A 23853-nucleotide genomic window follows, 5' to 3' on the forward strand; every position below is an offset into this window, starting at 1 on the left:
AGTGTGTCGGAATCGTGAAATCGCAAGTGTTTGCTGGTTCCGACCGCCGTCCGGGTGCCGGGCGGCGCCTCCGCCCGGCGGGCGCCGGGCCTCTACTCCATCGGGGGGCGCGGGAGGGGTGACCTGACAAAGCGTCTGATCAGGCTGGACGCGGCGAAAGGGGGAATTATGTATTCCCGAAAAGCCTATGAATGCTTGCGGAAAGCCCTGGGTTCTTTCACGGTGGGCTCAAGATCCATCGCCGTCGAAAGGAATCCCCATGCGTGCTCTGCCCGCACGGCGCATCGCGTCCAGCGCACTGTGCGCCGCCCTTCTGGTCGGGATCACCGGCCCCGTCGCCATGGCGGCCGACTCGACCCGCGGGCATGGCCAGGTGGCCTCCGATGCCCGGCTTCCCGGCGCTGATGTGCGCCTCGTGCAGATCCAGAGAATCAACTGGGGCACGCTCACCCCCGTCGCCGACCTGCTGAACGCCGTACTCCGGGACAACAACGGCCGGATCACCGCGGCCGAGGCGATCAGGCTGGGAGACGCCGCGAAGGCCGCCCTGGCCGAGGCGGCCGTCGAGGACGACGCGCAGACCCCGTCCCCCGTGGCGCCCCTGACCCCCGCGCCGGTCATCCTGCCTGCTCCCGTCCTACCCGCCCTGCCCGCCATGGTGCCCGAGCGGCGCGCCGCCGACCCCGTGACCGACCTGCTGGACCTCGTGCTGGGCACGGTCGACGGCCTGCTGGAGGCGGTCACCGGCGGCGTCGGAGGCGTCCTCCCCCTGGTGGACGACCTGCTGGGCGGAGTGGACGAGCTCCTCGCCGAACTGACCTCGGCCGAACCGGCGCTCCAGGACGAGGACGCCGTTCCGTCGGTGACGTCCAGCACCTCGACGACCCCCGCGGCGGAGCCCGATGACTTCTTCGCGCCCCAGATCTCGGTGCTGACGCCGCTGCTGCCGCCGGCCCCGTGAGCCTGTCCAGTCGTGGTGCCGGCCTCGAGGAGCGGCGCCACGACTGCTGTTCTTTCACAGCGGGAAGTCCCGGTCTTTTAATAGATCTCGTATGAGGTATTGGCAATCTTCGGCAGTTCCGGTTTCCGCCCAGGCCAGGGCTCGTTAGGCACGGCGACAGAAACCACTCCGGCGACGTGCGTTGCCGAAGAAAGGAACACGATGAAGTCTCTGAAGGCTGCCGCAGTCTTTGCCGGGTCCCTGATCGCCGCCGGTTCCGCGACCCCGGCGTTCGCCCAGGACGCCATGGTCGCCCCGAGCGCCCCCGCCGCTCAGAGCGTCCCGGATGTGCAGAGCGCTCCGGTGGCCCAGAGTGCTCCGGCTGCCCCCGTCGCCCAGGCCGCCCCGGTCGCCCAGGCCGCTCCGGCGCAGAGCGCCCCCGTCGCGCAGAGCGCTCCGGCCCCGCAGGCCGCCCCGGTCGCCCAGGCCGCGCCGCAGCCCGCTCCGGTCGCTCAGCCCGCGCCCGCTCCCCAGCCGGCTCCGGCCGTTCAGAGCGCCCCGGTCGCCCCGCCCGCCCCGCAGCCGGCCCCGGTCGCCCAGCCCGCCCCGGCCCCGGCCCCCGAGCCCGCTCCGGCCGCCCAGAACTCGCGCGACCTGGCCTCCACCGACCTCACCGGCGGCGTGAGCACCAAGGTCCCCCTGGACGTGACCGCCGAGGGCAAGGAGTCCCTGGTCCACACCGCGAAGAACGCCGCCTCCACCGTCAACGACGCCAAGCCGGTGCACGGCAACCTGTGGTTCTAGGCCGCAACCACGCCCCGCGGAGGGCCGGTCCTCGGAAAGTCCGAGGACCGGCCCTCCGTCTTTGTCCCGGAAGGTGCCGCAGTGATCACTTGTCCGGCCGCGCGGCGGTGACCGCGCGGCACGTCCGGCGGTTACGGCTACGACACCGCAACCGGACGAGGAGTGGGCCATGGCCGTCAGCATCGGCGGAGGACCGGCGGGGAACGGGGCGCCGGCCCCGGCGGACCCCCTGCCGGCGGGCAGCACACGGCTGCCCACCGGCAGTACACGGCGGGAGGTGACACGCGGACTGCGCGTCTGGGCCCTGGCCGCGGCACTGGCGGCCCCCGTGGGCGCGGCGCTCTGGCCGAAGCGCCTCGGCCCCGGCGGCGTCCGGCACGACACCGCCTTCACCGAGACCTACCGCGGCCGCCGCATCAGCCTGGCATGGACCCCGGGGGAGGGCCGGTGCCATGTCACCGTGGACGGCCGCCCGCTGCATCTGATGCGCCGCGCCGACGGCACCTGGCTGAGCATGGTCGACCACTACTGCTCCCACCCGACCCCGCTCCAGGCCGCCCGCGCCGCCGTCGACGCGCTCGGCCCCGGCCGCCGGCTGCGCGCTCCCGGACCGGGAGACGCGGAGCACGGGCACCGGCACACGGAGGACCGGCGTGGCGTACGTACGTAGGGACGCCGCCACGCTCACCAGGGCCGAGCAGCGCCGGTTCGTCAAGGCGCTGCTGGAGGTCAAACGGCGGGGCGAGTACGACGAGTTCGTCCGGATGCACATCGAGTACTTCTCCGCGGACGGCGAGCAGGGGCTGCGCGCCGCGCACATGGGGCCGTCCTTCCTGCCCTGGCACCGCCGCTTCCTGCTCGACCTGGAGCGCGCGCTGCGCCGGGTGGACTCCTCGGTGACGGTGCCCTACTGGGACTGGACGCGCGACCGCACGACAACCTCCGCGCCCTGGACGGACCGTCTCCTCGGGGGCGACGGGCGCCGCTCCGACCACCAGGTCATGACCGGGCCGTTCGCCTACCGGCACGGCGAGTGGCCCATCAAGGTGAACGTGACCGACAGGGATTTCCTCACCCGGGAGCTCGGACGCCCCCGCAAGCCGGTCGCCCTGCCCACGAAGAGCGAGCTGGCCTCGGCGCTGAAGGACCCCGTCTACGACGTGGCGCCCTGGGACTCGACGGTCACCCGGGGCTTCCGCAACAAGCTGGAGGGCTGGGGCACCGGCCGGGGTGACACGGCCTGGCGCAACCACAACCGGGTGCACGGCTGGGTCGGCGGGGACATGCTCGGCGGCGCCTCCGTCAACGACCCCGTGTTCTGGCTGCACCACGCCTTCATCGACCTGCAGTGGTCTCGCTGGCAACGCCGCCACCGCGATGCCCGCTACCTCCCCGCGACGCCGCCGGGCAAGGGCGACCGGCAGCACGGCCGGATCGTGGCACGCCGCCAGCGGCTGCCGCCGTGGGACGTGACGCCGCAGGAGCTGGAGGACGTGGGGCGGATCTACCGCTACGCGTGAGACATGGGGAGAGCCCCGGCATTCGGGGGGCCGGGGCTCTCGGGTCAAGCGGAGGTCAGTGACGGTGACCGTGCTTCTTGCCGTGCTTCTTGCTGTCCTTCTTGTTGCTGTCGTTCTTGCACTCGTTGCCGACGGCCGGGTTGAGCAGGCCGACAATGTTCACGGTGTTGCCGCACACGTTGACCGGAACGTGGACCGGCACCTGAACCACGTTGCCGGACAGGACGCCGGGCGAGCCGATGGCCGCGCCCTTGGCCCCGGCGTCCGCCGCGGCGAGACCGGCCCCACTGAGCACCACGGCGCCCGTGCCGAGAGCAACAGCGCCAACCTTCGCGATGCGAGACATCACGTTCTCCCTTACTGACTAGGTAGGTGCGGCAGCAGTACGCGCTGCCGCACTGCCCGTTCAACGCGGCGACCCCCGACCGGTCACGAGAAATCTTCTGCGGATCACCCATCTTGAACAGGGGCTCCGCCAAATGGGTGCTGATGGGCGGCCGTCCGCGTATTTCCCGGCCCTCGACGTGTCTACTGGCCGGGACTGTCGTCTCCGCGCAGGTCGGGGCAGGCCTCGCTCCTCGTGAGCGGCGCTGCCCGACCGGGAGTTGGGCCGGCGTGGCTGCCCCGGTGTCGACCACCTGGCGGAACCCCTCCAGCGCCGCGACGTGCACTTTCACAAGAAACCCACGCTACGAGGCGTTTCGCGTGGCAAAAGTCGCAAACGCCGCTTATCTTAGCGACTGTCAGTGACCGGACCATCACGGTCTGTGTCGATTCGAGAAATCGGAGAAGTAATGCGCAAGTACCAGAAGGCCGCGGTCGTCGTGGCCATGCTCGGCAGCGTCAGCTTCCTCGGCGCCGGCGTGGGTCACGCTGCGGGCGGGGACGGGAAGTTCAAGCTCGAGAACGAGCAGGCCCAGTCCTGCGAGCAGAACGACAGCACCCAGGGTCTGGTCAACGTCGACGACGTCAACGTCAACGTCGGCGCCCTGCTCGGCCTGGCCAACCAGGACAACAGCGAGCGCGAGTCGCTGAACTGCTCGCAGTCCTTCTCGCTGCGCGGCGGCCACTGATCAGGTTGATCTAGGCAGGCCCCGGGGCTCGGACCTTGTGTCGAGCCCCGGGGCCTGCCGCCTGACCAAAGGAAAAAGGTAGATGTTCAGCTCGAAGAAGATCGCGGCGGCGGCGGGAATCCTGGGGGGCTTCGCCCTGATCGGCGTCGGTGCCGTCCAGGCCTCGGCGCAGGGTCCCGGCACCTGTGTCCAGGACAGCAAGGGCCACGTCCGCTGTGTGCAGATGAGTGAGTACCAGGTCATCAAGGACAAGGGCGGCGACGTCACCGTCGTCAACGAGTCGACCCAGACCTGCCCGAGCGCGCACAGCCAGGTCAGCTGCGTCGACGTCGTCACGGCCCCCGCCCCGAGGGGCTGACAGGGGTCTGACGGCTCCGTCGGTCGGTGCGGTCGTACAACAGGTTTTATCCAGAAATTTACGTGACTGGGCGTTTCGCCCGGCAAGAGGCGCGAACGCCGCCTAAGGTTGGCGACTGTCGGTGACCAGCCCATTACGGTCTGTGTCAATTCGAGAAATCGGAGAAGTAATGCGCAAGTACCAGAAGGCCGCGGTCGTCGTGGCCATGCTCGGCAGCGTCAGCTTCCTCGGCGCTGGCGTTGGTCACGCTGCGGACGGCGACGAGCAGTTCAAGCTCGAGAACAAGCAGGCCCAGTCGTGCGAGCAGAACGACTCGCGTGAGGGGCTCATCAACATCGACGACGTCAACATCAACCTCGCGATCCTGGGCCTCGCCAACCAGGACAACAGCGAGCGCGAGTCTGTGACCTGCTCGCAGGCCTTCTCCCTGGGCAAGTAATCACCCCACAGGTGATGCGGGCAGGCCCCGGGGCTCGAACCAGGTGTCCGAGCCCCGGGGCCTGCCCCTTGGCTTCTCAGCCGGTATATGCGTCCGGAACGACTCCTCGCCCAGCGGCGGCGGGTCGACCGTAAAGGAAAAGGTAGATGTTCAACTCGAAGAAGATCGCGGCGGCGGCGGGAATCCTGGGGAGCTTCGCCCTGATCGGCGTCGGTGCCGCCCAGGCCTCCGCCCTCGGTGACCCCGGCAAGTGCGTCGACGACGGCAACGGTCACGTTCGCTGCGTGGAGACGACCCAGTACACGTACACGACCGACAAGGGCGGCAAGGTCACCGTCGTCAACAACTCGACGCAGGAATGCCCGACGGCCCACAGCCAGGTCACCTGCGTCAGCAGCGCCGTCGTCCCCGGCAAGAGGGCCTGACTCCCGCCGAGCCCGAGGCGCCGCCCTGTCCACGTCGGCGCCCCTCGCGGAGGTCCACCCGCCCAGCGGAGGATGGCCGGGACCCGAGATTCGGGTCCCGGCCATTGTTGTGTCCGTGTCCGTGTCCGCGGTCGGTGCGGGCGTCAGGGCAGCCGTCGTACGGGCGCGCCCGCGAGGAACGCGCGGATGTCCTCCACGGCCTGGCCGTAGTACGTCGTGTAGTTGGCGCGGGAGACGTAGCCGAGGTGCGGGGTGGCGAGCAGGCGCGGGGCGGTGCGCATCGGATGGCCGGCGGGCAGGGGCTCGATGTCGAAGACGTCGATGCCGGCACCGGCGATCCGGCCCTCGTGCAGGGCGGCGAGCAGGGCGTCCTGGTCGACGATGGCCGCGCGCGAGGTGTTGATCAGATACGCCGTCGGCTTGAGGAGCGCGAGTTCGGCGGGCCCGAGCAGTGCGCGGGTGCGGTCGCTCAGCGCGAGGTGGACCGAGACGAAGTCGCTGCTCGCGAGGAGGTCCTCCCGGGAGGGGGCGAGTTCGACGCCGATCTCGTCGGCGCGCTCCTTGGTGAGGTTCTGACTCCACGCGCTGACCTGCATGCCGAAGGCGAGCCCGACCCGGGCCACACGGCTGCCGATCTTCCCGAGACCGAGCAGCCCGAGGCGGCGCCCGTGCAGATCGGCGCCGACGGTGGACTGCCAGGGGCCGCCGGAGCGCAGGGCGTTGCTCTCCTCGACGACACCGCGGGCGAGCCCGAGCAGCAGCGCCCAGGTCAGCTCCACGGGCGGGGTGGAGGAACTGGCCGTACCGCACACGGTGACGCCGTGCTCCTCGGCGGCCGCGTAGTCGATGACCGAGTTGCGCATCCCGGAGGCGACGATCAGCTTCAGCCGGGGCAGCCGGGCGATCAGCGACCCGGGGAACGACACGCGCTCCCGCAGGGTCACCACGATGTCGAACTCGGCCAGCGCGGCGGCCAGGGCGTCCTCGCCGTCCAGATGGCCGTCGAAGGACACGACCTCCACCTCGTCCGCGACCGCCGACCAGTCGACGACCTCGGTCGCCACCCTCTGAAAGTCGTCCAGCACAGCACAGCGCAGCCGCACGTCGCACTCCTTCCTCGGCCCACGGGCCTACGACCCACGGCCCACGGCCTTCCGGTCCCGTTCCAGGACCATGATCGGGCCTGAGACGGGCAGCGGGAAGTCCCCTCCCTCGGGGCGGTCAGGAGACGGCCCTGGCCAGACCCCCCGGCGTGGCCGCCGCGCTCCGCATGGCCAGCCGCCCGGCGACCGTGACCGTGGCGACGGCGACCACGACCGCGCCGAGGGCCAGCGCGGCCAACGGCCCGCCGGCCAGGGCCGGGACCGCGGAGCCGGTCACCGCGATGCTGAGCGGCACCAGCACCGACGCGCAGACTCCGGTGGCCAGCAGCAGCGCGACCACACAGGTGAGCGCGGCCTCCCACGCCAGCATGCGCAGGACCTGCGCGGACTGGGCACCGGCCAGGCGCAGCAGGGCGAACTCCCGTCGGCGGCCCGCCGTAGCCATGCTCAGGGTGTTGACGACGGCGATGGCCGTGAACACGTTGATCATGGCGAGCAGCAGCAGAACGAACAGGTCGGCCGCCGCGCCGGACTTCGCCTGGCCCGCCGTCTGGCTCTCCGCCGCTCCGTCACCGGTCCGCGCGCCCGGGAATTCCGCGGCCAGGGCCTTCAGCTCCCGCTCGACAGCGCTCCGATCGGCTCCGGGGGCCGTCCGTACGAGAACGGTGTCGTCCAGCGGGGTGGCGGCATGCCGGGCCGCCGAGGCACGGGGCAGCAGCGCGTCGGCGAAGTCCCGGTCGCGGGAGTAGACGGCCGCGACGCGGTACGTGTCCCGCCCACCGTCGTCCCAGTTCACCCGGACGCGATCGCCCACCGTGACACCCAGGCTGTGGGCCGCGCCGTCGCCGAGCGCCATGGACGAGTCACCGAGGCGGGCGAGCGAACCGGCGCGGACACCGAGGTCCAGAAGGCCGGGCACCGCTTCGGCCTGCATGGTGACGAGGCTTCCGCCGATGACGGCGGCGTCGTCCTCGCCCGGGTCCGCGTCGTTCCGGACGGCGTCCGCGCGGCTCAGCTCACCGTCCACGGACAACTGTCCGGAGGCCGCCGCCACACCGGGAAGCCGGGCGGCCCGCTCCGCGTAGCCCGGCGCGATGCCCGGCCCGGCCGAGGACACGACATGATCGGCGAGCAGCCGTTCCCGCTCCGCCTGCCGCGCGCCCTGCGACGCGATCAACGGCACGCAGAGCAGGGTGCCCGTGAGGGAGAGAGCGAGCACGAGCGGTGTCACGCCGGCGGCCAGCCGGGCGTTCTGCCTGAGGAGATTGCGGACCGCCAGCGCGCCGTCCCTGGGCAGCAACCACGTCACCGGAGCCAGGAACAGGGCACCCGCGACCCGGCAGATCACCGGCGCCAGCAGCGCCACCCCGATCATCAGGACGAGCACCATGCTCTCGGCCGTCCCACCGCCCCCGTCCAGCCGGCCGGTCGCCACCGCTCCCAGACAGCCGCCCGCCCCGGCGAACACACCCACCCCGAGCAGCACACGCCGCCGGCCGAGCCTCGGCGCCGGAGCGGCCGACTCGCGGAGCACCTCCACCGGCCGCACCCGCGACGCACGCCGCGCGGCGGCGAACGCCGCGAGCTGCGCCACCACGGCGGCCAACCCGACCGTCGCCCAGGGCGCGACCGGCCCCACGGACAGGGCGAACGACCCAGGCAGCACCTCCCCGTCCACCAGCACCCGATGCAGGAGCACGGCCACGCCGACCCCGCCCGGAACACCGAGGAGCGCGGCCGCCACCGTCACCAGCAGGACCTCCACCGCGATCATCCGGCGGATCTGCCCCTTGGTGGCCGCGACGGCCCGCAGCAGGCCGATCTCGGTCAGCCGTCCGGCGACCGCGAGCGTCAGCGTGCCGGAGACGACGAACCCCGCGACGAACAGCGACAGCACACCGAACGTCCCGACCAGCGAGGAGAGCACGGTCGCCGGCGACGGCACGTCCCAGAACTCCGCCTCGGCCCGCCCGCCACCGGAAGCGACCACGAGCCCTCCGGCGCTGTCCCCGTACAACGCCGCGACGGCCTTCTCCACCTCCCGCCGAAGCGCCTCCGTGTCTGCGGCCTTCCTCCCCAGGACACCCACGGCCCGCACCGGCTGGTCCGAGTCCGCGAGCCGCTCCGCCTCGCGGGAGGTATGGAACACGGCGTACTGGCGTTCCAGTTGCCGGCGCGTATCGGCCACACCCGAAACCCGATACGGGCGCAGCCCGTCAAGGCCCGCTATCCGTACGGTGTCGCCCACCCCGGCGCCGAGGCGCCCGGCCAGACTGCCGTCCAGCACGACCTCGGAGTCACCGTCAGGGGCGCGGCCCTGCCGCAGGGTGAAGGGACCGAGAACCGCGCTCTCCCACGAATGCCCCAGGGACGGCCCGTCCCAGGGCGCCTCGACCAGCCTGCCCGAGCCGTCCACCGCAGTGCTGGGGAAGGACAGTTCGGACACGGCCCGCTCGACGGACGGCAACCTCTCCAGCGCCGCCCGCAGCTCCCCGGCCCGCGGCACGAACGGCTGCCCGGCGACGACCACGTCCGTCCCCGCATAACGCTCGGCGGGCGCCCCGGCCCGGGCCCCCGACTCCAGCAGCACGGCACACGCCGTCGTCATGACCAGCGCCAGCACGAGAGCGACGAAACCGCCCGCCCAGCCGGCCCCGCGTCCCGAGAGAGTCCGCCACGCGATACGTAACAAGGGTGCCTTTCGCAGGGGGCGAGGCCTTCGCCCGAACCCGACCACCCACAAAAAACGCCCTCCCGAAGGAGGGCGGAGACTTGCGCCCCCGGCAGGACTCGAACCTGCGGCCAAGCGCTTAGAAGGCGCCTTGTGCGTCTCGTCTAACACCGCTGCTGACCTGCTTCTCTTCGGGCGTCGGGCGTCTCATCGATCGGCCTTCGACACGCATTCGACTTCGACAGGGGGCTGGGACAGGGTTAGTGACGGTTGATCGGGATCTCGTAGACGATCTCGCAATGAGCGGCGGGCACCACGATGTCCGCCGTCTCCACGGGCCGTCCGTCGTCGCTGTAGTACGTCCGCCGGATGTGCGTCACGAGCGCGGCCTTCTGGATACCGAGAAGTGACGCCTCCTCGGCGGTCGCCTGCCTCGGCTCCGGCTGCTCCACGGCGTGGCTGACGGTGACACCGATCGCGGCCATGCGGTTCACGACTCCCGCACCGGCGTGCGGTCCTCCCTCGGGGAGAAGGACGAGTGTGCCGGCGGTGAGGTCGTACGGCTCCCAACTCGTGGAGAGCTGCACCGGCTTGCCGTCTGCCAAGAACTCGTACGTCGTCCGGACGCACAGGTCGCCCTCGGCGATGCCGAGCCGCACCGCGATGTCCGCCGGAGCCGACACCTTGGCCTCGGTCCGACTTTCCCAGTCCCCTTGCCTGCCCACGGCCTTCATATCCGCGCGGAAGGGCGATCCGCTGGGCTGCTCCCGGGCTGACGACCGGACGACCCGCACCCGCTGCCGGGGCTCGGCGACGTACGTGCCCGAACCGGCGCGTCCCTCAAGCACACCCTGGGAAATCAGCAGCTCCTGAGCCCGGCGGACCACGTTCTCGCCCACCCCGCACTCCTGGCCGATCTGAGCACGGGACGGCAGGCGGTCACCGGGCTCCCACACGTGCTCCGAGATCCGCCGCCGGAGTTCGTCGGCGATGCGGAGATAGGGCGGCTGCTCAGGCATATGGAAAATCTAGTCCACTAGCTCTAATCTAGTTAACTAGCTTCACTGAAAGTGATCGCCGGTGACGGAGGCTGCCCTGTGCCCGCTTCGGGAGTTAGCGCGGCGGCCCTCGCTGCCCGGCTGTCCGACCTCGGACTTCCCGCGCGCATGGAGGAGCACGACCGGTACGCGTCGGTCCAAGCGGAGGTGCCGGAATCGCTCTCCGCCGACTTATGGCGGGAGGTCCTGGAAGTGGTGGCGGAGGCCGATCGGTTCGGGCTCCTCGCCACGAGCCTGAACGACCGCACCCTCTGGGCGGTCGTAAACAAGGCGGTCCCCACGACGGGCGATGTCGGGGGACCGAGCTATCAGCGATAGGAGCTGACCAGCGTGCTCAACCGTATCCGCCGTGCCGCCTCGCTCACCAGAGCGCGGTACTTCCCCAAGGGCAGGCACCGCCGCCCCTTACGGTCGTCCAGGCCGCTGGCGGCCCCCGTTCTCCCTGCGTCCGCCGACGCGTCGACGGTCCTCCTGGGCTGCTCTCCCGACACCGCGCGCCACCGTCACCCGCTCACGGGGGAGGACAACGCGCTTGTCCGCCCGTACGTGCTGGCTTGGGAGGGGCGAGTAGGGCCGCGCGAGGTGGTAGTCGCTTCACACTTGCCCGCTGAAGCCTGGTCGTCCCTCGCGGGAGTCAACTGATGACTCCTCGCCGACAGCCCCGCATCACAACGACTCAGCCCGTTCCCTACCGGTCGACCGAGTGCCGTATCGGCACGCACCGTGCTTGCGCGGAATCCTCCCCGGTCGCTGCACCAAGCGACCTGCCGGTTGTCGTCGAGACATGCGCCTGCCCGTGTCACTCGGCGTCCCACCACGCCACACCCGCGGAGGTGGAGCGGTGAGCGGCTGGGCACCCGGGGGCGCGCTGGCATCCAACGTCGAGGTCACCGCGGCCACCGTGCAGCGCGGTGACATCATCCAACTCGGCGGCACAGAATGCCGGGTGAGCGACCTCATCCAGCTACCCCAAGGCGGCAAGAAGCTCCTCTTCGAGTCCGGCGAGCTGCTGACCATACACGCGCGAACCCGCCTCGCAGCCGTTCGTATGCAGAGAAGGCGGTGATCGGGTCCGTGCCTTCACGCCATCAAGAAATCGCCGAAAATCTCCGGCACCAAATCACGACCGGGCACATCAAGCCGGGCGAACGTCTTCCGTCAGAAGCCGGCCTGGCCGACCGGTACAAGGTCAGCACGGTGACACTGCGGAGAGCCCTCGCCGTGCTTCAGGGAGAAGGCCTCGTTGAGAAGATCCACGGCAGGGGGAACTTCGCTCGTCGTCCGCCCCGCAAGATCCTCTACGTCGGGGGATGGGGAACGCTGGACCCGTGGACCGCCGCTGAAACGGCCCTGCGCGTCAGCGTTCGCACCAACACGGTTCCAGCACAGGGGCACCTGACGACCTTGCTGTCAGTGCCGACGGGTAGCCCTCTCGCTGAGTTCCTTTGCACCAGTCACGAGGGAGAGTCACCGCACGGACTGGCCCGCATCTACATCCCGCGCGACCTGGCACCCGCCGGAGTGCTGGACGACGAATTCCCGTGGCGGGAGACGGCTACGCGCTTTGCCGTTCTGAGCTCGCCGCCGGCGCTTGTCCGCGAAAGGGTATCTGCCCGCCCACCGTCACCGGACGAAGCATCGGCCCTGCGGATCGGCTCCGCCGCGCCAGTCGTCGCCATCACACGCATCGCGACCGACACGACCGGGCGAGTCGTCGAGGCCGCGCTTCTGGTGTTCCCGGGGGACCGCGTCGACGCCGTCTTCACCACCCACTCCGTGACCGACGAGAGGCAGAAGCAAGGATGACGGCACCGAACGAATTGCGACTCCTCCCGTGGTCGGGACCGGAGGGCAAGCCCTGCTACCTGAGCACCGACGGCAACGGCGGCTACATGTCCCGCCTGGCGGACAACATCGAAGCGGTGCAACTGGGAACGGCAGCCGAGCTGCTGGAAGAGGCCTCAGACACCCTCGTCGACCAGGAGGCGGGCCCGGAAGACCTGCGATGGTTGGCGAAGGAATTGACGGGGGCCTTGCGAGACGTGCTCCGCGTCGCGACCAGCCGCGGTCAACTCCTGGAGGTGAGCGAACCCCACCGCTCCTAGGCACCAGCCGCAAACCGCACCTGCCGAGAACATCCTTCCGTACGCGTCAATGGCGGAGAGAAGTCCGGTCATCTATCCGGGCTTCTCTCACCATTGCGTCGTCCGGGCCAGAATCGGCGACACACGGCTCCGGAGGCCGCTTGGGTCTCAGACAACGCAGCAGGTCACAGCCCTGCACGCGGCAGATCAGCCGAGGAGAGTCCGCAGATAGGCCACGGCTGGCTGAGCACCGCTTCATGAATGCGCGAGGCTAGAGAAGGCTCAAGAGCGTCGCTTGGCCGGCATTGAAGCCTTCATGCTGGCGACGAGTGCGTGGATGGACTGACTCACCTACATCCAGCAGAGGATGGTCATGCCCCTCTCCCAGCCGATCCGCTCGGCGATCACCGCAGCGGGCATGGTCGGAGTCTCCCGCAGCAGTTCCCGGATCTGCGTCTCGACCGCGTCGACGGCCGAACCCTTGGCCGGCCGCTGGTACTTGGGCGGCCGGTCGCTGGCCAGGGCACGCTTGAGGGCGTTCTTCGAGATGCCGAGATGCCGTGCGATCGACCTGATCGGCATCTGCTCGGTCCGGTGCAGCCGACGGATCTCTGCCCAGTCCTCCACGAGGGTCACCTTCCCTCCTGACCTTGATCACCAAGGCCTGAGTCAGACGAAGATCACCAAGTAGGTCACTTTTGATCCGCCGTCAGATGGTCAGCGTTCGGCCGTCGTTGAGACCTTCGCGGAAGTCTGAGATTCACAGCCTTTGAACTACGGTGAAGCGCCTTCGCCGGGGTGAGCCCAAGCCACCGTCCACACCTCGTCCCGATCGCGTCAACAGCGGACCGGGCGTCAGGCCGCTAGATCACCACCCAGCCCATCCTTCGATGCAGTGCTGGAGGCGACGAGAGCCGCTCCGCCCTGGGGAGCACGCGTGACAGACGATCAGTCCCATCAAACGGGGCGCGCCCCCGGTTCTTAACCCGGTTGAACGGGACGTAGGTTCGCCATGCAGCAATCACGACTCTCCCCCTCTAGCTTCGCTGAACGTGATCGCGTAACTTCTGAAGGTCACGAGAGGTTTGGGGGAACAGGCTTGGACGTGCCATGGGAGCTCATGCATGAGCCCATCGAGGACAGCGGCAGTGATACCGCAGATCGGTATCGATACCAATACCAAGTCATCGCGCGACACTGCTGCGAGTTTGACAATAGCGAGCTTCTTTGGGCTCTTTGCGAGTGGCACACCGACTACATACTCGCACTGTCGGGACACCGCTTCATCCTAGTGAGCGTCAAACATCGCGAAAGAAGTAAAGGGAACTGGACTCTCACGAGTCTCTGCGACGACGGAGGGCTTAACACTCTCCGCGCCAGGTGGGAAGAGTGCAGAAAGCCAGATCAAGTTCGGCTGGCGACTAACGGTGCCCTGGACCGTAGAGCGAAGCAACTAGCCAAAGCTTGCGCTACGGGCGATGCTAAACTCCTCAAAGATTTTTCCGAGGAACTTCAGGTGAAGCTCGGATGCGCGACTCCGCACGACGCATTTGAATTCTTGATGCGTTTGAGGGTGGAAGCTGAACTCGCCCCACGGAAGCACATCAGGGCAATTAATATCGAGTCCCATGTTCGGCCCATGTTGAGGCGTCAAGGGAAACGAAACCTTGAGGCAGGGCGGGTTTACGACTCCATCGTACAAGTCGTTGAGGAAGCTTCTCGCTCTGTAGCAGATAACCGAGAAGATGTTACGTGGACTCTTTCGCGTTTCAACTCCCTGGACCACGACACTCTCAGAGAGGAAGACATCGCGCGGCGCCTCATCACTGCCGAACACGTAGCAAAGGCCGTCGATCGTGTGCCCAAGTTTGACAACCCTCTGCTACAGACTCACCTCACTCCTAACGGTCAAACAGAGACCCGACTAGCAAAGAAGCTGCGGCAAGGCGGAATCGGTGAGACGGGGATTCAATCGGCTCGCAGAACGAGACGCTCTTGGACGACTTTTGCCGCCCAGTACAGGTCCCCTTTGCCTCTTGAAGGCGACCTGGTAGACGATCTCACCACTCGCGTTCTTCACGAAGCCGCGATGGCTGAGGCGGAGAGTTTTAGCCCTAACGCGACATATGGTCGGGAGATGCTCAGGATACTGCACGACAGGCTCACTCCTAACAGCATCGGAGCGCCTTCCGAAATAGATCTGGATCGTCTTCACCTTCTCGGCCTTGCCTACCAACTCACCGATGAGTGCAAGATCTGGTGGTCACCAGAGTTCGATCTCTCTGATGACGAAGAGGAGGTTGCCTGATGCGTGCCGATGAGAATCTCGAATATCACTTGGCGCGTCTCCTCATCCTTCTTCATCATTTTGGAAAACCGAAATCTAAAGGGCTCGATGGACTAACCAAGCTTGCAAAGCTGGATTTCCTACTCAGGTATCCATCGTTCACGGATCACCTGCTTTCCTCCCGAGGAGCCAGTTGGCCGCTTGGCTGCGAACCGAACGCCGACGAACTCAATGCAGTGGAAAGTAGAATGATCCGCTACAAGTACGGACCATGGGACCATCGCTATTTTTCATTGCTAGGCAGACTTGTCGGATACGAGCTAGCCGAAACCGTAAACGGGAAGGGGCGCATTTCCATTCGCCTTACCGAAAAGGGTGACGCCCTGGCCACTCAGTTAGCTGCGACTTCAGATTGGCGTATCACATACGAGAGATCAGAAATGTTGCGACGCAATTTCAACCTGTCGGGAAACAAGCTGAAGCAGATGATCTATGAATCACTTCCCGACGCAGTAGACCGCCCACATTGGGAGGCGATCTAATTGGGTGCCACAATTCGAATCCATCAACTAGCCATCAAGACTCGCACCGACCAAGCCGTATTCCCATTTAGCGACCAGGTCACAGTGGTAACTGGGAGCATCGGCGTCGGGAAAAGCAGCCTCCTTGAGCTACTAAAATTTGGGCTCGGCGCCACGTCCGCTAAACTCATGCCGGCAGTGGAGCAAAATGTTACCGCGGTTGAGGTGCAGGTAACCCTCGGGAGTCGTCGTTACAGGCTGATCAGAGAAGTAGGTCAAAACACTGTTGACGTGGTCGACCATGCAACAGGTGAATTGATCGGACCTTGGTCCACGACCAACCGAAAATACATGCCAAAGGCCAGCCAGGAACTGCTAGCCGCCCTCGGTCTACCTGCTGACCTAAGAATCCCGAGGAAGCGAACCAAGCCTACAAGCGAAACGGTGGGAGTAAGTTTCTTTGATCTATATAAATACATTTACCTAGGTCAAAATGACATTGACACACAGGTTGTAGGGCATGCCAACTCTCACCTCGACCTCAAGCGTCGGGCAGTCTTTGAGCTGGTCTACGGATTGAATTCTCCGGAGCTAATCGATCTGGCGATCCTGAAAGGGAAATGGGCTGATAGGGCTGCTCAGCTCAAGTCAAGGGCGGAGGCTATCAAGGACTTCTTGGCCCAGGCCGACGAACCTGAACTAGAGCAACTCGAGCAACTAGAGCAGGACACTAGGCGGGCACTGGAAGAAGCAACTTCCCTGCTCGATAACGTGCGTAACGAGAGCGGCGCGGTCCTGGAAGCCCAGCGAAGCACACGACAGCGCGTAAGCCAGCTCAGAGGCCAGTTGGGCGAGCTAATCGCGGTACGCGATGCCACTGCCGCTGATGTTCGCAAGAGCGGATCATTGATGGCACAACTACGTCTCGATCAGCAGGCATTGCAACGGGCTGATGTCGCACATCGGGCGCTGAGTGGACTCGAATTCGCGTCATGTCCCCGATGCCTGCAAGATGTTAGGGATCGCGAGGTTGCGAGCGGGCACTGTCTGCTGTGCACGCAGCCTGAGGAAGCTTCAAGTGAATTCGACAGCGGAGAGCTAAAACGGCTTGCAGCGCAGATCAGTGAGACCCAGTCGCTACTGAAGGAGGATGAGGAATCTCTAGAACTCCAGCAGGCCAAAGTACGGCAGGTCGAGGAAGATCTGGCTGAATTGACGATGGAGCTGGAGCGCACTGCCTCAGTATTAATTAGCCCGCAACTTGAAGAGGTTCAAGGGCTGGCCATGGAAATTGCACGCTATGAAGCCCAACTTGAAAAGATTGAATCTTCTGCGGCACGCTGGAGTAACTATCAGAGTTCGGTTGATGCGGCGAGCGATGCCGAGGAGGAGGCAACCCGGGTAGCTCGGCAAGAAGCGGCACTTCAAGAAGACCTGTCTAGCAATCAGTCACGGATCAATGATCTTTCGCTCGTATTCAATGAAATCGTTGGCGCACTACAGCTTCCTTGGTATATGAGCGCCAAGATTGACGAGGCCACATACCTACCCATTGTTAACGGTGCGAAGTTCGACGACCTGTCAGTGGGTGGCGCCCGAAAGACGATCGTCAACCTTGCCTATCACCTAGCAAACCTGAAATATGGGCTCTCTCACGCAGATACCCTCTATCCAACCCTATTGATCATCGATAGCCCTCGGAAAAATATTGGGCAGACTACAGATGATTCAATTGTTGGTGAGAAGGTGTACGAGTACATCATGCATCTCCGGGCGGAGTTTGAGGGATCATTCCAAATGATCATCGCTGACAATGATGTCCCTACGGGAACCCCAGAGGGATACGCCGAATTGCACTTCACCTACGACGCACCGTTGGTTCCGGGTGTCAGTCATCCAGGTGAAGGAGTGGAAACAGTCTGATCAGGAGTTCTCCTGTTCGCGAGGCCCGAGCGGTGCGGCCGGCCCGCAGACGCGAGCGCGGCAGGAGAGCTGGCTTGGTCACCACTGGCAGAAGGCGACAGATGCGTCGTCTCCTGCCTTGTAGCGTGGCCACCGGCGCCCAGTGGGATCCGTTTGCTTCAACCTTGCGGACATGAGCCCGGTGATGACGCAATCCAGGAAAGAGCGCCATCAGCTTGGGAAGCTGCGGGCACTTGAGGCGACTTGGGACGCTGACCTGTGCGAACGGCCATGGCACGGCCCCGTTGAGCTTGACTGCGTTCACCGTGATTCCCCGCTGTTCCCCGCCCGATCTGGTGCGCTTGTGGTGCGGGCTTGAGAGGCTGAGCGGTCGCGCTCAGCCCACACGCGACTCTGGGGAGGCCTCCGAGGTGCCACAACCTGTCCGCGAACCTTCATCCAAAACCGGAGCTGCGCCTGAGAACTCGCGAGTCCTAGTTCAAGCTCGACGTAGGCGTTCCTTGCTCTGCTGAGGGCTGTGATCGCCTCACCGATGAGATCGGGTTGCCAGGCATCACGTAGAGCCTTCTGACTCTCAGGAGGCGCCATCAGGCGTTCTAGCGCTTCGATGGCCTCATTCACCGACGCCTCACGTGCGAAGGGCGGAAGCGCCGCTACCTCAACACGCGCCCGCCCGATTGGATCAAGAATGGGAAGAATGAATGTCTCTCTCGCGTCGTAGTCGGTGACATCGAAGTCCGCTGAACGAACCACGTACCGATTCGCAGCGTCGGCGGCTTGGATCAATTGATCAAGAGCAGTTGCGAACCGTGCTTCGTTGAGCTTGGCGATCTCTAGTCGGGCCTCCCATCTGATGCGATCACGCGCAACGCCGCGTTGTGTCCAGCGCGTCACGCCACCAACGATCAGTGCAGCCCCACTAGTGAACAAGGGGCCGGCAACAGAGATGGAAGAGAGGTCCATCGAAGCATCATGACGGAGCATCCCGTCGTGCGGGATCGTTACCGTGCACCACAAGACGGCACATCGAGGGCCCGCAAGTGCGCTCGCGGGCCCTCTGCTCTGGTTGAGTGGTGAAGGTCTTGGAAGACGGACCTCTTCGTCCCGGAGCAACTTGGGTGGGGCTTCTACCTTGGGCGGTCGTGCCCCCGACCTGCTCTGACGGTCTGCAGACGTCCGTGTTCGTCCGCCGCTGTTCGTCGGCGTTGTCACGCAGTTAGACACTCACCCTGGCGACTTGGGCTGCGGCATGGCTGCACTCGTCAGCTCTGCAAGTGGCTGGCCCATGCGACCTTGATCTGCTCGCCCTGCTCGGCAGTGATGATGCCAGCTTCCATCGCCACGGCCACGAGATCGGTGCCGGCCGCGAGCTTGAGGGCGCTGAAGGCATCGTTCATGCGATCGGCGTTTCTGGGTGTTCCAACGTGCCCAGGTTCCAAGTCACCTGGGAGGAAGTTCGCGACCTCTCCGTCGTGGCTCTCAAAGGCAGCTTCGTCCATCCTCACATGGACCCGTTTGGTACCGATGGTGACGACGGTTCCGTGTGACCCATGGTGGTACAGGGGCCTGTCGCTTGGCGCTTTGACCGTGACCTTGTCTCCGACCTTGAAGCTACTCAGGGTCCTTCCGCTGCCGAGCATGCGCGTCCCCCCTCTAGGACATGTGGATCAAGAAGCACTTCATACCGTCCCTCTGCCCTACTTGTACACCTCGCTCTGCCGCCGCGTGGACGAGGGACCAGTCCGCCAACTTCCGCCCGCCATGGAGGAGGTACAGAAGCACCGCTTTAGGAGTTCGATCTTCCCTCGGCGTAAACAGGGCTCGTCTCGTAAACCGGCGTCGTCCAGGGCCGCCGTGCGCTGCTGTCGTTCAGGGTTGTTGATGTCAGCGTTGGATGTCACCGAAGCACCTCGAGCACCGGACAAGCACAGACGTACGGTTCGGTGCCCTCGACGAACGGCATCTAAGCCCAGGCACCTGACGTGCCCACCGCACGCCTTACAGGACGCCCTTTAGGCCTGGGCAGGTCATGGCATGCGCGTACCTCTTGTGGGTGACCGACGGGAACTGACGCAAAGTCACGGACGTCTCCCGAGCAGCCGGATGAGGCGCTACCGTGCTTCTGAGCCCTGCCGACGGGGAGGGCTGGCGTCTCGCTGCAAGCAGCTGGGCGAGGCAACTTATGGAGGCGTGTGGTTACGCCTCGTGGAGTTATTGGCTTGCAGGCGGGGGGAGGTAAACGCCATGCGGGACCCTCCGTGACCTGGTCAGAGTAGCCAGATCCGCGCTCTCCGTGAAAAGGCCGAAGTGCTTATATTAACCCTAGGGGCTTTCACCTTATTCCAGGGACCTACAGGCGCCAGTTAGGTCCCGTTCTTTGGTATTGGTGGAGTCGTGGTTGAAGCCCGGCTGGATGATTCCCTTCCCTGAATACATTGTTGTTAGGTGTCGGCAACTTCCCTGCGGACAGAATGCGTCAGCTCGGATCTTCTATTTTTAGTTCGCACTGTCGCGGTGCCGTGTGCATGCAAATCGGAGGCTTCTTCATGCATTCGAAAATTTACATTGCCTCCCGAAAAGGGTGATAACCGTGAACTTTCTAAGGAGCAATCGCTATGAACCCCACATCCCTCTACGAACGTAGCAAGACCGCGTTTCTGGCCGTTATGAACCTGCTCTGGGTCACTATCTCAGTCGGCTTGGCGTCAGGCTGGGGCGCAAGTATGGCAGGCAAGGAATGGACTGACGCCGTCGGCGTGGCATTTACGGCGTCTACAGCAGTAGGCATGCTGCTGACTGGCGTTGCCAGCCTGATCTACGTCATCAGGCAGCATCGCCCGTAATCCTCCCTGTTAGGTGCGCACCTACATACTCATAACGCCAGTGAGGATGGGCCCCGAGGCGGACGCGCCTCGGGGCTTCTTCATGCGCACGAAGACACGGAGAGAAACCAGTCCGGCCGGCCCCACGCCTGCGGTCATGTAGCGATGCGCTCGACCTCGCTGAGGTTTCGCATGATCTCAAGCAGGGCAACGACGACCTCATGGGTTGCGTCTGCGTCCCTCCGCAGTGTCGCGATTGACTTCTCAAACTGCGAAGTCGGCGGGCCGGGGATGTCTGGCTCCAGTGGGTCGAACACCTGACGCGTACGACGGAGCTTGCGCATTGGCACAGCACTCAAGTTAGCGAGTTGCTTGCCGGACTTTCGTAGATCCGTGTACGCGTCCGGCCTCATCCACTGCCCTCCCACCTCTTCCAGGCGAGGTCGCACGTCGCGATCGAGTCGTTCCCAGTCCTGAGCTACTTGATCAAGCCAAGCTTGTTGCGCCTCGCCACTTAGCGAGAATGCCTGCTGGATTGCGGTCTCTCTGGCATCGAAGAACCGAGCGATCGCGCTGACATACGCCCGCCGCTGCGGATCCGTCGAGGGTAGGCCCGTGTTGAGCCGCTGGCGAAGCTTGGCGTTCTCAGTGCGCAGCCGGATGAGATCAGTCATGGCTTGCTGCGGATTCGAGTGGGCGAATCCTTTGAGGCTGGTCGCTCGAAAAAGTCGCGCGGCCTCCAGGCCGCGACGAATGGCTGCCCTTCGGTTCGCGGCATCGGCCTGCATCGATCCCAGGTGTGAGAGAACGACCAAGGCGAAAGGAACACCAAGAAGTAGCCCAGTGAAACTCGACAGGAGGTTGGTCAGGAACGCGCGGTTGTCCCACCAATGGTGTGCGTCGCCGTAGAGCCCGAGAAGGAGCGCCGTGAGCCAGGCGGGTACAGCCACGTAGACCACCCACCGAATAGCCGGGGGCGTGTCCTTCCACCATTCCCGGACTCTGCCACTCACAGAGAGCACCCCCTCGATGCGGTCGCCACGTGACACTACCCCGATCACTAATCACATAGCAGACATTGAAGGGGATTGAGCAGGACGCTGCTCGCCGGGCTCTGGCTGACGGCGTGAAGCCCTGCCCGCAGGGCCGACTCGGCCCGAAGATTCGTGATCTGCCCAGGTGGCTGTGGAGCGGTGAGACATCCACGGTCGGTCTTGAAAACGTCGTGGCAGCGATGTCACCGTGGGTTCAAATCCCACCGCCTCCGCGTGGTGAGCAGTGAGAACGCCCCCTGACCAGGTAGATCGGTCAGGGGCCGTTGTACTGCGTGCTGTCCGTGAGTTGTCGCCATTCCCCGGTGTTACCCGCTCGATCGGGCACGGCTGGGGCACACGCGAAGCATGCTGCGCGGCAGGGCATGCGCGCCGGTGTCAGTCTGAAGGTGGTCGTCGACTTCCTCGTCGGGGCTGCCCATCGACGTGATGCCGATACCAGTCCGTTACCTGTGCGCTCAGCATGGCGAAGTCGGCTCCAAGCTCCATGAGCTTCTCTGCTTGCATCGGGTGCTGATCGATACCGCCGTCTCGACGGTTGTTCGTCCAGACCTCGCTGTGCTCCGTGTTGATGACGCGTATGCCGTGGACGTACTTGTTGCGCTCCCTGAACGCGGTGCGGCACTTGCCGGATATCTCGGCCATTTCTCGCGCGGCTTCCTCTGAGACCGCCCCAACGTCCAAGATTCGCTTGATGGCGTCGAGCAAGCCGGAGGCCTGCAGGCCAGCTGTGACAAGGGTCGCGTACCGTCCCCCGACCGATCGTCGAACCGTCTGATGGAGGAAAAACTCCAGGCTGGCGGCTTGGTGGACCATAAAGCCAAGGGCTAGATCAAGCTCCTTCTGCTCTGGGTTTGCTTCCCAGAGGCGACGGTATGCGTCAACGTCTCCGCGTTCTGCCATGGATGGGAGTCTGACGTACACCCAGTCCTCAGGGCATCGGTTTTGGAGCCTCGTGCTGGCGCTTGGTATGGCGCCCCTCAAGCCCTGCCAGGACCCCTTCACCCACCACTCACCCCAGCTCCCATCCCGTCTGCCGTCGACCCACACACCGTGGAGCGGGCGTGGTTCCTGGCGTCCAGGTGGAGCGCGCCACTGTACGAACGACCTGGACGCCAGGGGCCGCGTCTGCTCGGCTCTGCCTGGGTCGATGGCAGACGGGATGGGAGCTCCCCGCGCACGCCACTACTCCGGCCGGCACTCGCAAGCGGCCCCGCCATCTCGGAGCCTGAGCGCCCCCGCCGGAGGCATGCTTTGAGAGTTGCCGCGCTCAGCGGCTTTCGACTCATGACCCGGCCTGTTTCACATGCGGGCGCGCGTCGGCGCAGCCCGGGCGGAGCGGGCCGAAGGCAGGAGCGGCGCCCGGAGCGGAGCCGGGAAGCGCGCCCGGCGGAGCGGAGCGCAGCCGGGGCTTGATGGAGTAGAGAAGGTCTTATCCCGCTGGGATTAGGCGCTTGCCGTCGTGGCTTCGTACGTGGGGGCCGTTGCCGTCCAAAGCATCCAAGAGCCTGACTGCGAAGACCTCGGACATGCGCTCGCTGACCTCGTCGGGCGTGAGCCAGGAGACTGCCGTGGACTCGCTTGACGTGCGTTCGGTGCCGCCCGAGGGCTTGCAGCGGAAGACCAGGGCCACGATGCCGCGGGTCAGGTTCTTGTAGACGCCGGTCAGTTCGTCCACCTCGACGTGGATACCCGTTTCCTCCAGGACCTCGCGGGCTACGCCGGCCTCGGGGGTCTCCTTGAGTTCGAGGATGCCGCCGGGGAGTTGCCAGGTGCCGTTGTCGGCTCGGCGGATCGCCAGGAGGTGGCCGTCCTCGCGCACCACTACTCCGGCCACGGATACGGAGTGCAGGGGGGACGGTGACGCTTCCTGTGATTGACTCATGTAGAGGAGCATAGGAGGCAGGGAAGGACTATGGGAACTGCGGCTGGAGGGGTCGGTTCCGGGCCTCGGTACGTACAGATCGCGGAAGAGATCGTGCAGCAGATCCGGGCGGGGGTTCTCAAGCCTGGAGACATGGTGCCGAGTGAGTCCGAGCTGGTGGAGCGCTACGGCGTGTCCGGCGGGACGATCCGTAAGGCCATGGTCGAGGTCCGGGGGAGTGGGCTGGTCGAGACCCGGCATGGCAAGGGCTCGATCGTGAAGAACCGGCCTCCCGTGCGGCATCGCTCCTCCGATCGCTTCCGGCGGTCGCTTCGGCAGGGAGGGCAGGCGGCCTACCTCGCGGAGTCCGCCCAGTCCGGCGCCACCGCCAAGGTCAGCGTCCTCTACATCGGGCCTATGGAAGCGCCCGAGGATGCCGCCGAACGTCTGGGTGTCCCCGCCGGCTCGCAGGTCCTGGCCCGTCGGCGCCTCTACTTCCGCAACGGCACCCCGGTCGAGACCGCCTCCTCCTACCTCCCCTGGGAGGTCGTGAAGGAGATCCCGGAGCTTTTCGCCGAGAACCCCGGTGGGGGTGGCATCTACGCCCGACTCGAAGAGCACGGGCATGAGTTCGCGGAGTTCGTCGAGACGCTGCAAGCGCGGCCGGCCTCCAAGGCGGAGGCCTCGGAGCTGGCGCTGAGCCCGGGTGCGCCGGTGGTTCACCTGATCCGGGAGGCCCGTACGACCGAGGGTCTCGTGGTCGAGGTGTGCGACACGCTCATGGCCGCTGACCAGTTCGTTTTCGAGTATCGGATCCCCGCCGCCGACTGACGCCCGCTCAACTTCCCGCAACCCGTCGCGAGTTCTTCTTCGCGGCGGGTTGACTCATGTACAGGAGTGATGCACTCT

General features: G+C 65.7%; 26 protein-coding genes and 1 pseudogene. 17 read left to right on the top strand and 10 right to left on the bottom strand.

Going from position 1 to position 23853, the window contains the following annotated elements; translation table 11 throughout:
* Window positions 1-259 precede the first annotated feature (259 nt).
* The 4 genes from KJK29_RS24570 (at window position 260) to KJK29_RS24585 (ending at window position 3264) form a co-directional block, all read left to right on the top strand.
* The gene (locus KJK29_RS24570) at window positions 260-961 is read left to right on the top strand and encodes a hypothetical protein (protein ID WP_215121293.1); all 702 of its coding nucleotides are present in this window, start codon (window positions 260-262) and stop codon (window positions 959-961) included.
* Window positions 962-1162: 201 nt separating this feature from the next.
* Complete coding sequence (locus tag KJK29_RS24575; protein ID WP_215124627.1) at window positions 1163-1744, top strand: hypothetical protein; 582 nt, start codon at window positions 1163-1165, stop codon at window positions 1742-1744.
* A 169-nt stretch (window positions 1745-1913) separates the two neighbouring features.
* The gene (locus tag KJK29_RS24580; RefSeq protein ID WP_215121294.1) at window positions 1914-2414 is read left to right on the top strand and encodes a tyrosinase cofactor; all 501 of its coding nucleotides are present in this window, start codon (window positions 1914-1916) and stop codon (window positions 2412-2414) included.
* Window positions 2398-3264: a tyrosinase family protein gene (locus KJK29_RS24585; RefSeq protein WP_215121295.1), complete on the top strand. Its 867-nt coding sequence runs from the start codon at window positions 2398-2400 to the stop codon at window positions 3262-3264. The genes KJK29_RS24580 and KJK29_RS24585 overlap by 17 nt, the downstream gene beginning before the upstream one ends.
* A 55-nt stretch (window positions 3265-3319) precedes the next feature.
* Here KJK29_RS24585 and KJK29_RS24590 read toward each other — a convergent pair whose 3' ends face one another.
* Window positions 3320-3610: a chaplin gene (locus KJK29_RS24590; RefSeq protein WP_215121296.1), complete on the bottom strand. Its 291-nt coding sequence runs from the start codon at window positions 3608-3610 to the stop codon at window positions 3320-3322.
* 448 nt (window positions 3611-4058) lie between these two features.
* On the opposite strand from KJK29_RS24590, the gene KJK29_RS24595 reads away from it, so the two are divergent.
* The 4 genes from KJK29_RS24595 to KJK29_RS24610 all read left to right on the top strand — a co-directional run bounded on the left by KJK29_RS24595 (window position 4059) and on the right by KJK29_RS24610 (window position 5559).
* The gene (locus tag KJK29_RS24595; protein ID WP_215121297.1) at window positions 4059-4337 is read left to right on the top strand and encodes a hypothetical protein; all 279 of its coding nucleotides are present in this window, start codon (window positions 4059-4061) and stop codon (window positions 4335-4337) included.
* Between the two features lie 82 nt (window positions 4338-4419).
* Window positions 4420-4695 carry a hypothetical protein gene (locus KJK29_RS24600; protein WP_215121298.1) on the top strand — a complete coding sequence of 92 codons (276 nt, stop codon included), beginning with the start codon at window positions 4420-4422 and terminating at the stop codon, window positions 4693-4695.
* A gap of 169 nt (window positions 4696-4864) precedes the next feature.
* The gene (locus KJK29_RS24605) at window positions 4865-5134 is read left to right on the top strand and encodes a hypothetical protein (protein WP_215121299.1); all 270 of its coding nucleotides are present in this window, start codon (window positions 4865-4867) and stop codon (window positions 5132-5134) included.
* A gap of 146 nt (window positions 5135-5280) precedes the next feature.
* Window positions 5281-5559: a hypothetical protein gene (locus tag KJK29_RS24610; protein ID WP_215121300.1), complete on the top strand. Its 279-nt coding sequence runs from the start codon at window positions 5281-5283 to the stop codon at window positions 5557-5559.
* Window positions 5560-5702: 143 nt separating this feature from the next.
* Here the strand turns inward: KJK29_RS24610 and KJK29_RS24615 are convergent, their stop codons facing one another.
* From KJK29_RS24615 to KJK29_RS24625, 3 genes are all read right to left on the bottom strand, one after another.
* Complete coding sequence (locus KJK29_RS24615) at window positions 5703-6662, bottom strand: D-2-hydroxyacid dehydrogenase family protein (RefSeq protein ID WP_215121301.1); 960 nt, start codon at window positions 6660-6662, stop codon at window positions 5703-5705.
* A 118-nt stretch (window positions 6663-6780) separates the two neighbouring features.
* Window positions 6781-9285, bottom strand: a complete 2505-nt coding sequence (locus tag KJK29_RS24620) for an FtsX-like permease family protein (RefSeq protein WP_215121302.1) — start codon at window positions 9283-9285, stop codon at window positions 6781-6783.
* 308 nt (window positions 9286-9593) lie between these two features.
* Entirely contained in the window at window positions 9594-10352 is a 759-nt protein-coding gene (locus KJK29_RS24625; RefSeq protein WP_215121303.1) for a GntR family transcriptional regulator, read from the bottom strand.
* Window positions 10353-10430: 78 nt separating this feature from the next.
* Between KJK29_RS24625 and KJK29_RS38950 the strand changes: the two genes are divergently transcribed.
* From KJK29_RS38950 to KJK29_RS24640, 4 genes are all read left to right on the top strand, one after another.
* Window positions 10431-10709, top strand: a complete 279-nt coding sequence (locus KJK29_RS38950) for a hypothetical protein (protein WP_251058132.1) — start codon at window positions 10431-10433, stop codon at window positions 10707-10709.
* 523 nt (window positions 10710-11232) lie between these two features.
* Window positions 11233-11457, top strand: a complete 225-nt coding sequence (locus KJK29_RS24630) for a hypothetical protein (RefSeq protein ID WP_215121304.1) — start codon at window positions 11233-11235, stop codon at window positions 11455-11457.
* Window positions 11454-12197, top strand: coding sequence for a GntR family transcriptional regulator (locus KJK29_RS24635; RefSeq protein ID WP_215121305.1), 744 nt, complete (start codon window positions 11454-11456; stop codon window positions 12195-12197). The genes KJK29_RS24630 and KJK29_RS24635 overlap by 4 nt, the downstream gene beginning before the upstream one ends.
* Complete coding sequence (locus KJK29_RS24640; RefSeq protein WP_215121306.1) at window positions 12194-12496, top strand: hypothetical protein; 303 nt, start codon at window positions 12194-12196, stop codon at window positions 12494-12496. Before KJK29_RS24635 ends, KJK29_RS24640 begins: the two co-directional genes overlap by 4 nt.
* A 342-nt stretch (window positions 12497-12838) precedes the next feature.
* Here KJK29_RS24640 and KJK29_RS24645 read toward each other — a convergent pair.
* Window positions 12839-13111: pseudogene (locus KJK29_RS24645) on the bottom strand (IS21 family transposase); the annotation flags it as partial.
* Window positions 13112-13595: 484 nt separating this feature from the next.
* Between KJK29_RS24645 and KJK29_RS24650 the strand changes: the two are divergent.
* Genes KJK29_RS24650 through KJK29_RS24660 form a run of 3 tightly spaced genes read left to right on the top strand, consistent with a single transcriptional unit; the run spans window position 13596 to window position 17206 of the window.
* A complete protein-coding gene (locus tag KJK29_RS24650; protein ID WP_215121307.1) occupies window positions 13596-14783 on the top strand; it encodes a dsDNA nuclease domain-containing protein in 1188 nt (395 codons plus the stop codon).
* Window positions 14783-15304 carry a hypothetical protein gene (locus KJK29_RS24655; protein WP_215121308.1) on the top strand — a complete coding sequence of 174 codons (522 nt, stop codon included), beginning with the start codon at window positions 14783-14785 and terminating at the stop codon, window positions 15302-15304. The genes KJK29_RS24650 and KJK29_RS24655 overlap by 1 nt, the downstream gene beginning before the upstream one ends.
* On the top strand, window positions 15305-17206 hold the full coding sequence (locus tag KJK29_RS24660; RefSeq protein ID WP_215121309.1) for an AAA family ATPase: 1902 nt from the start codon (window positions 15305-15307) through the stop codon (window positions 17204-17206). It begins immediately after the preceding gene.
* A gap of 300 nt (window positions 17207-17506) precedes the next feature.
* Here the strand turns inward: KJK29_RS24660 and KJK29_RS24665 are convergent, their stop codons facing one another.
* Both KJK29_RS24665 and KJK29_RS39190 read right to left on the bottom strand, forming a co-directional pair.
* On the bottom strand, window positions 17507-18169 hold the full coding sequence (locus KJK29_RS24665; protein WP_215121310.1) for a hypothetical protein: 663 nt from the start codon (window positions 18167-18169) through the stop codon (window positions 17507-17509).
* A gap of 299 nt (window positions 18170-18468) precedes the next feature.
* Entirely contained in the window at window positions 18469-18603 is a 135-nt protein-coding gene (locus KJK29_RS39190; protein WP_255986526.1) for a hypothetical protein, read from the bottom strand.
* Between the two features lie 1218 nt (window positions 18604-19821).
* Between KJK29_RS39190 and KJK29_RS24670 the strand changes: the two genes are divergently transcribed.
* Complete coding sequence (locus KJK29_RS24670) at window positions 19822-20049, top strand: hypothetical protein (RefSeq protein WP_215121311.1); 228 nt, start codon at window positions 19822-19824, stop codon at window positions 20047-20049.
* Window positions 20050-20183: 134 nt separating this feature from the next.
* Here KJK29_RS24670 and KJK29_RS24675 read toward each other — a convergent pair whose 3' ends face one another.
* The 3 genes from KJK29_RS24675 to KJK29_RS24685 form a co-directional block, all read right to left on the bottom strand.
* The gene (locus KJK29_RS24675; RefSeq protein ID WP_215121312.1) at window positions 20184-20978 is read right to left on the bottom strand and encodes a hypothetical protein; all 795 of its coding nucleotides are present in this window, start codon (window positions 20976-20978) and stop codon (window positions 20184-20186) included.
* A gap of 480 nt (window positions 20979-21458) precedes the next feature.
* Window positions 21459-21983, bottom strand: a complete 525-nt coding sequence (locus tag KJK29_RS24680) for a hypothetical protein (protein WP_215121313.1) — start codon at window positions 21981-21983, stop codon at window positions 21459-21461.
* A gap of 529 nt (window positions 21984-22512) precedes the next feature.
* Window positions 22513-22977, bottom strand: a complete 465-nt coding sequence (locus KJK29_RS24685; protein ID WP_215121314.1) for an NUDIX hydrolase — start codon at window positions 22975-22977, stop codon at window positions 22513-22515.
* Between the two features lie 18 nt (window positions 22978-22995).
* Between KJK29_RS24685 and KJK29_RS24690 the strand changes: the two genes are divergently transcribed.
* The gene (locus KJK29_RS24690) at window positions 22996-23775 is read left to right on the top strand and encodes a GntR family transcriptional regulator (protein WP_215121315.1); all 780 of its coding nucleotides are present in this window, start codon (window positions 22996-22998) and stop codon (window positions 23773-23775) included.
* Window positions 23776-23853 lie beyond the last annotated feature (78 nt).

The organism is Streptomyces koelreuteriae, assembly GCF_018604545.1.
In the GTDB taxonomy this organism is placed as follows: domain Bacteria; phylum Actinomycetota; class Actinomycetes; order Streptomycetales; family Streptomycetaceae; genus Streptomyces; species Streptomyces koelreuteriae.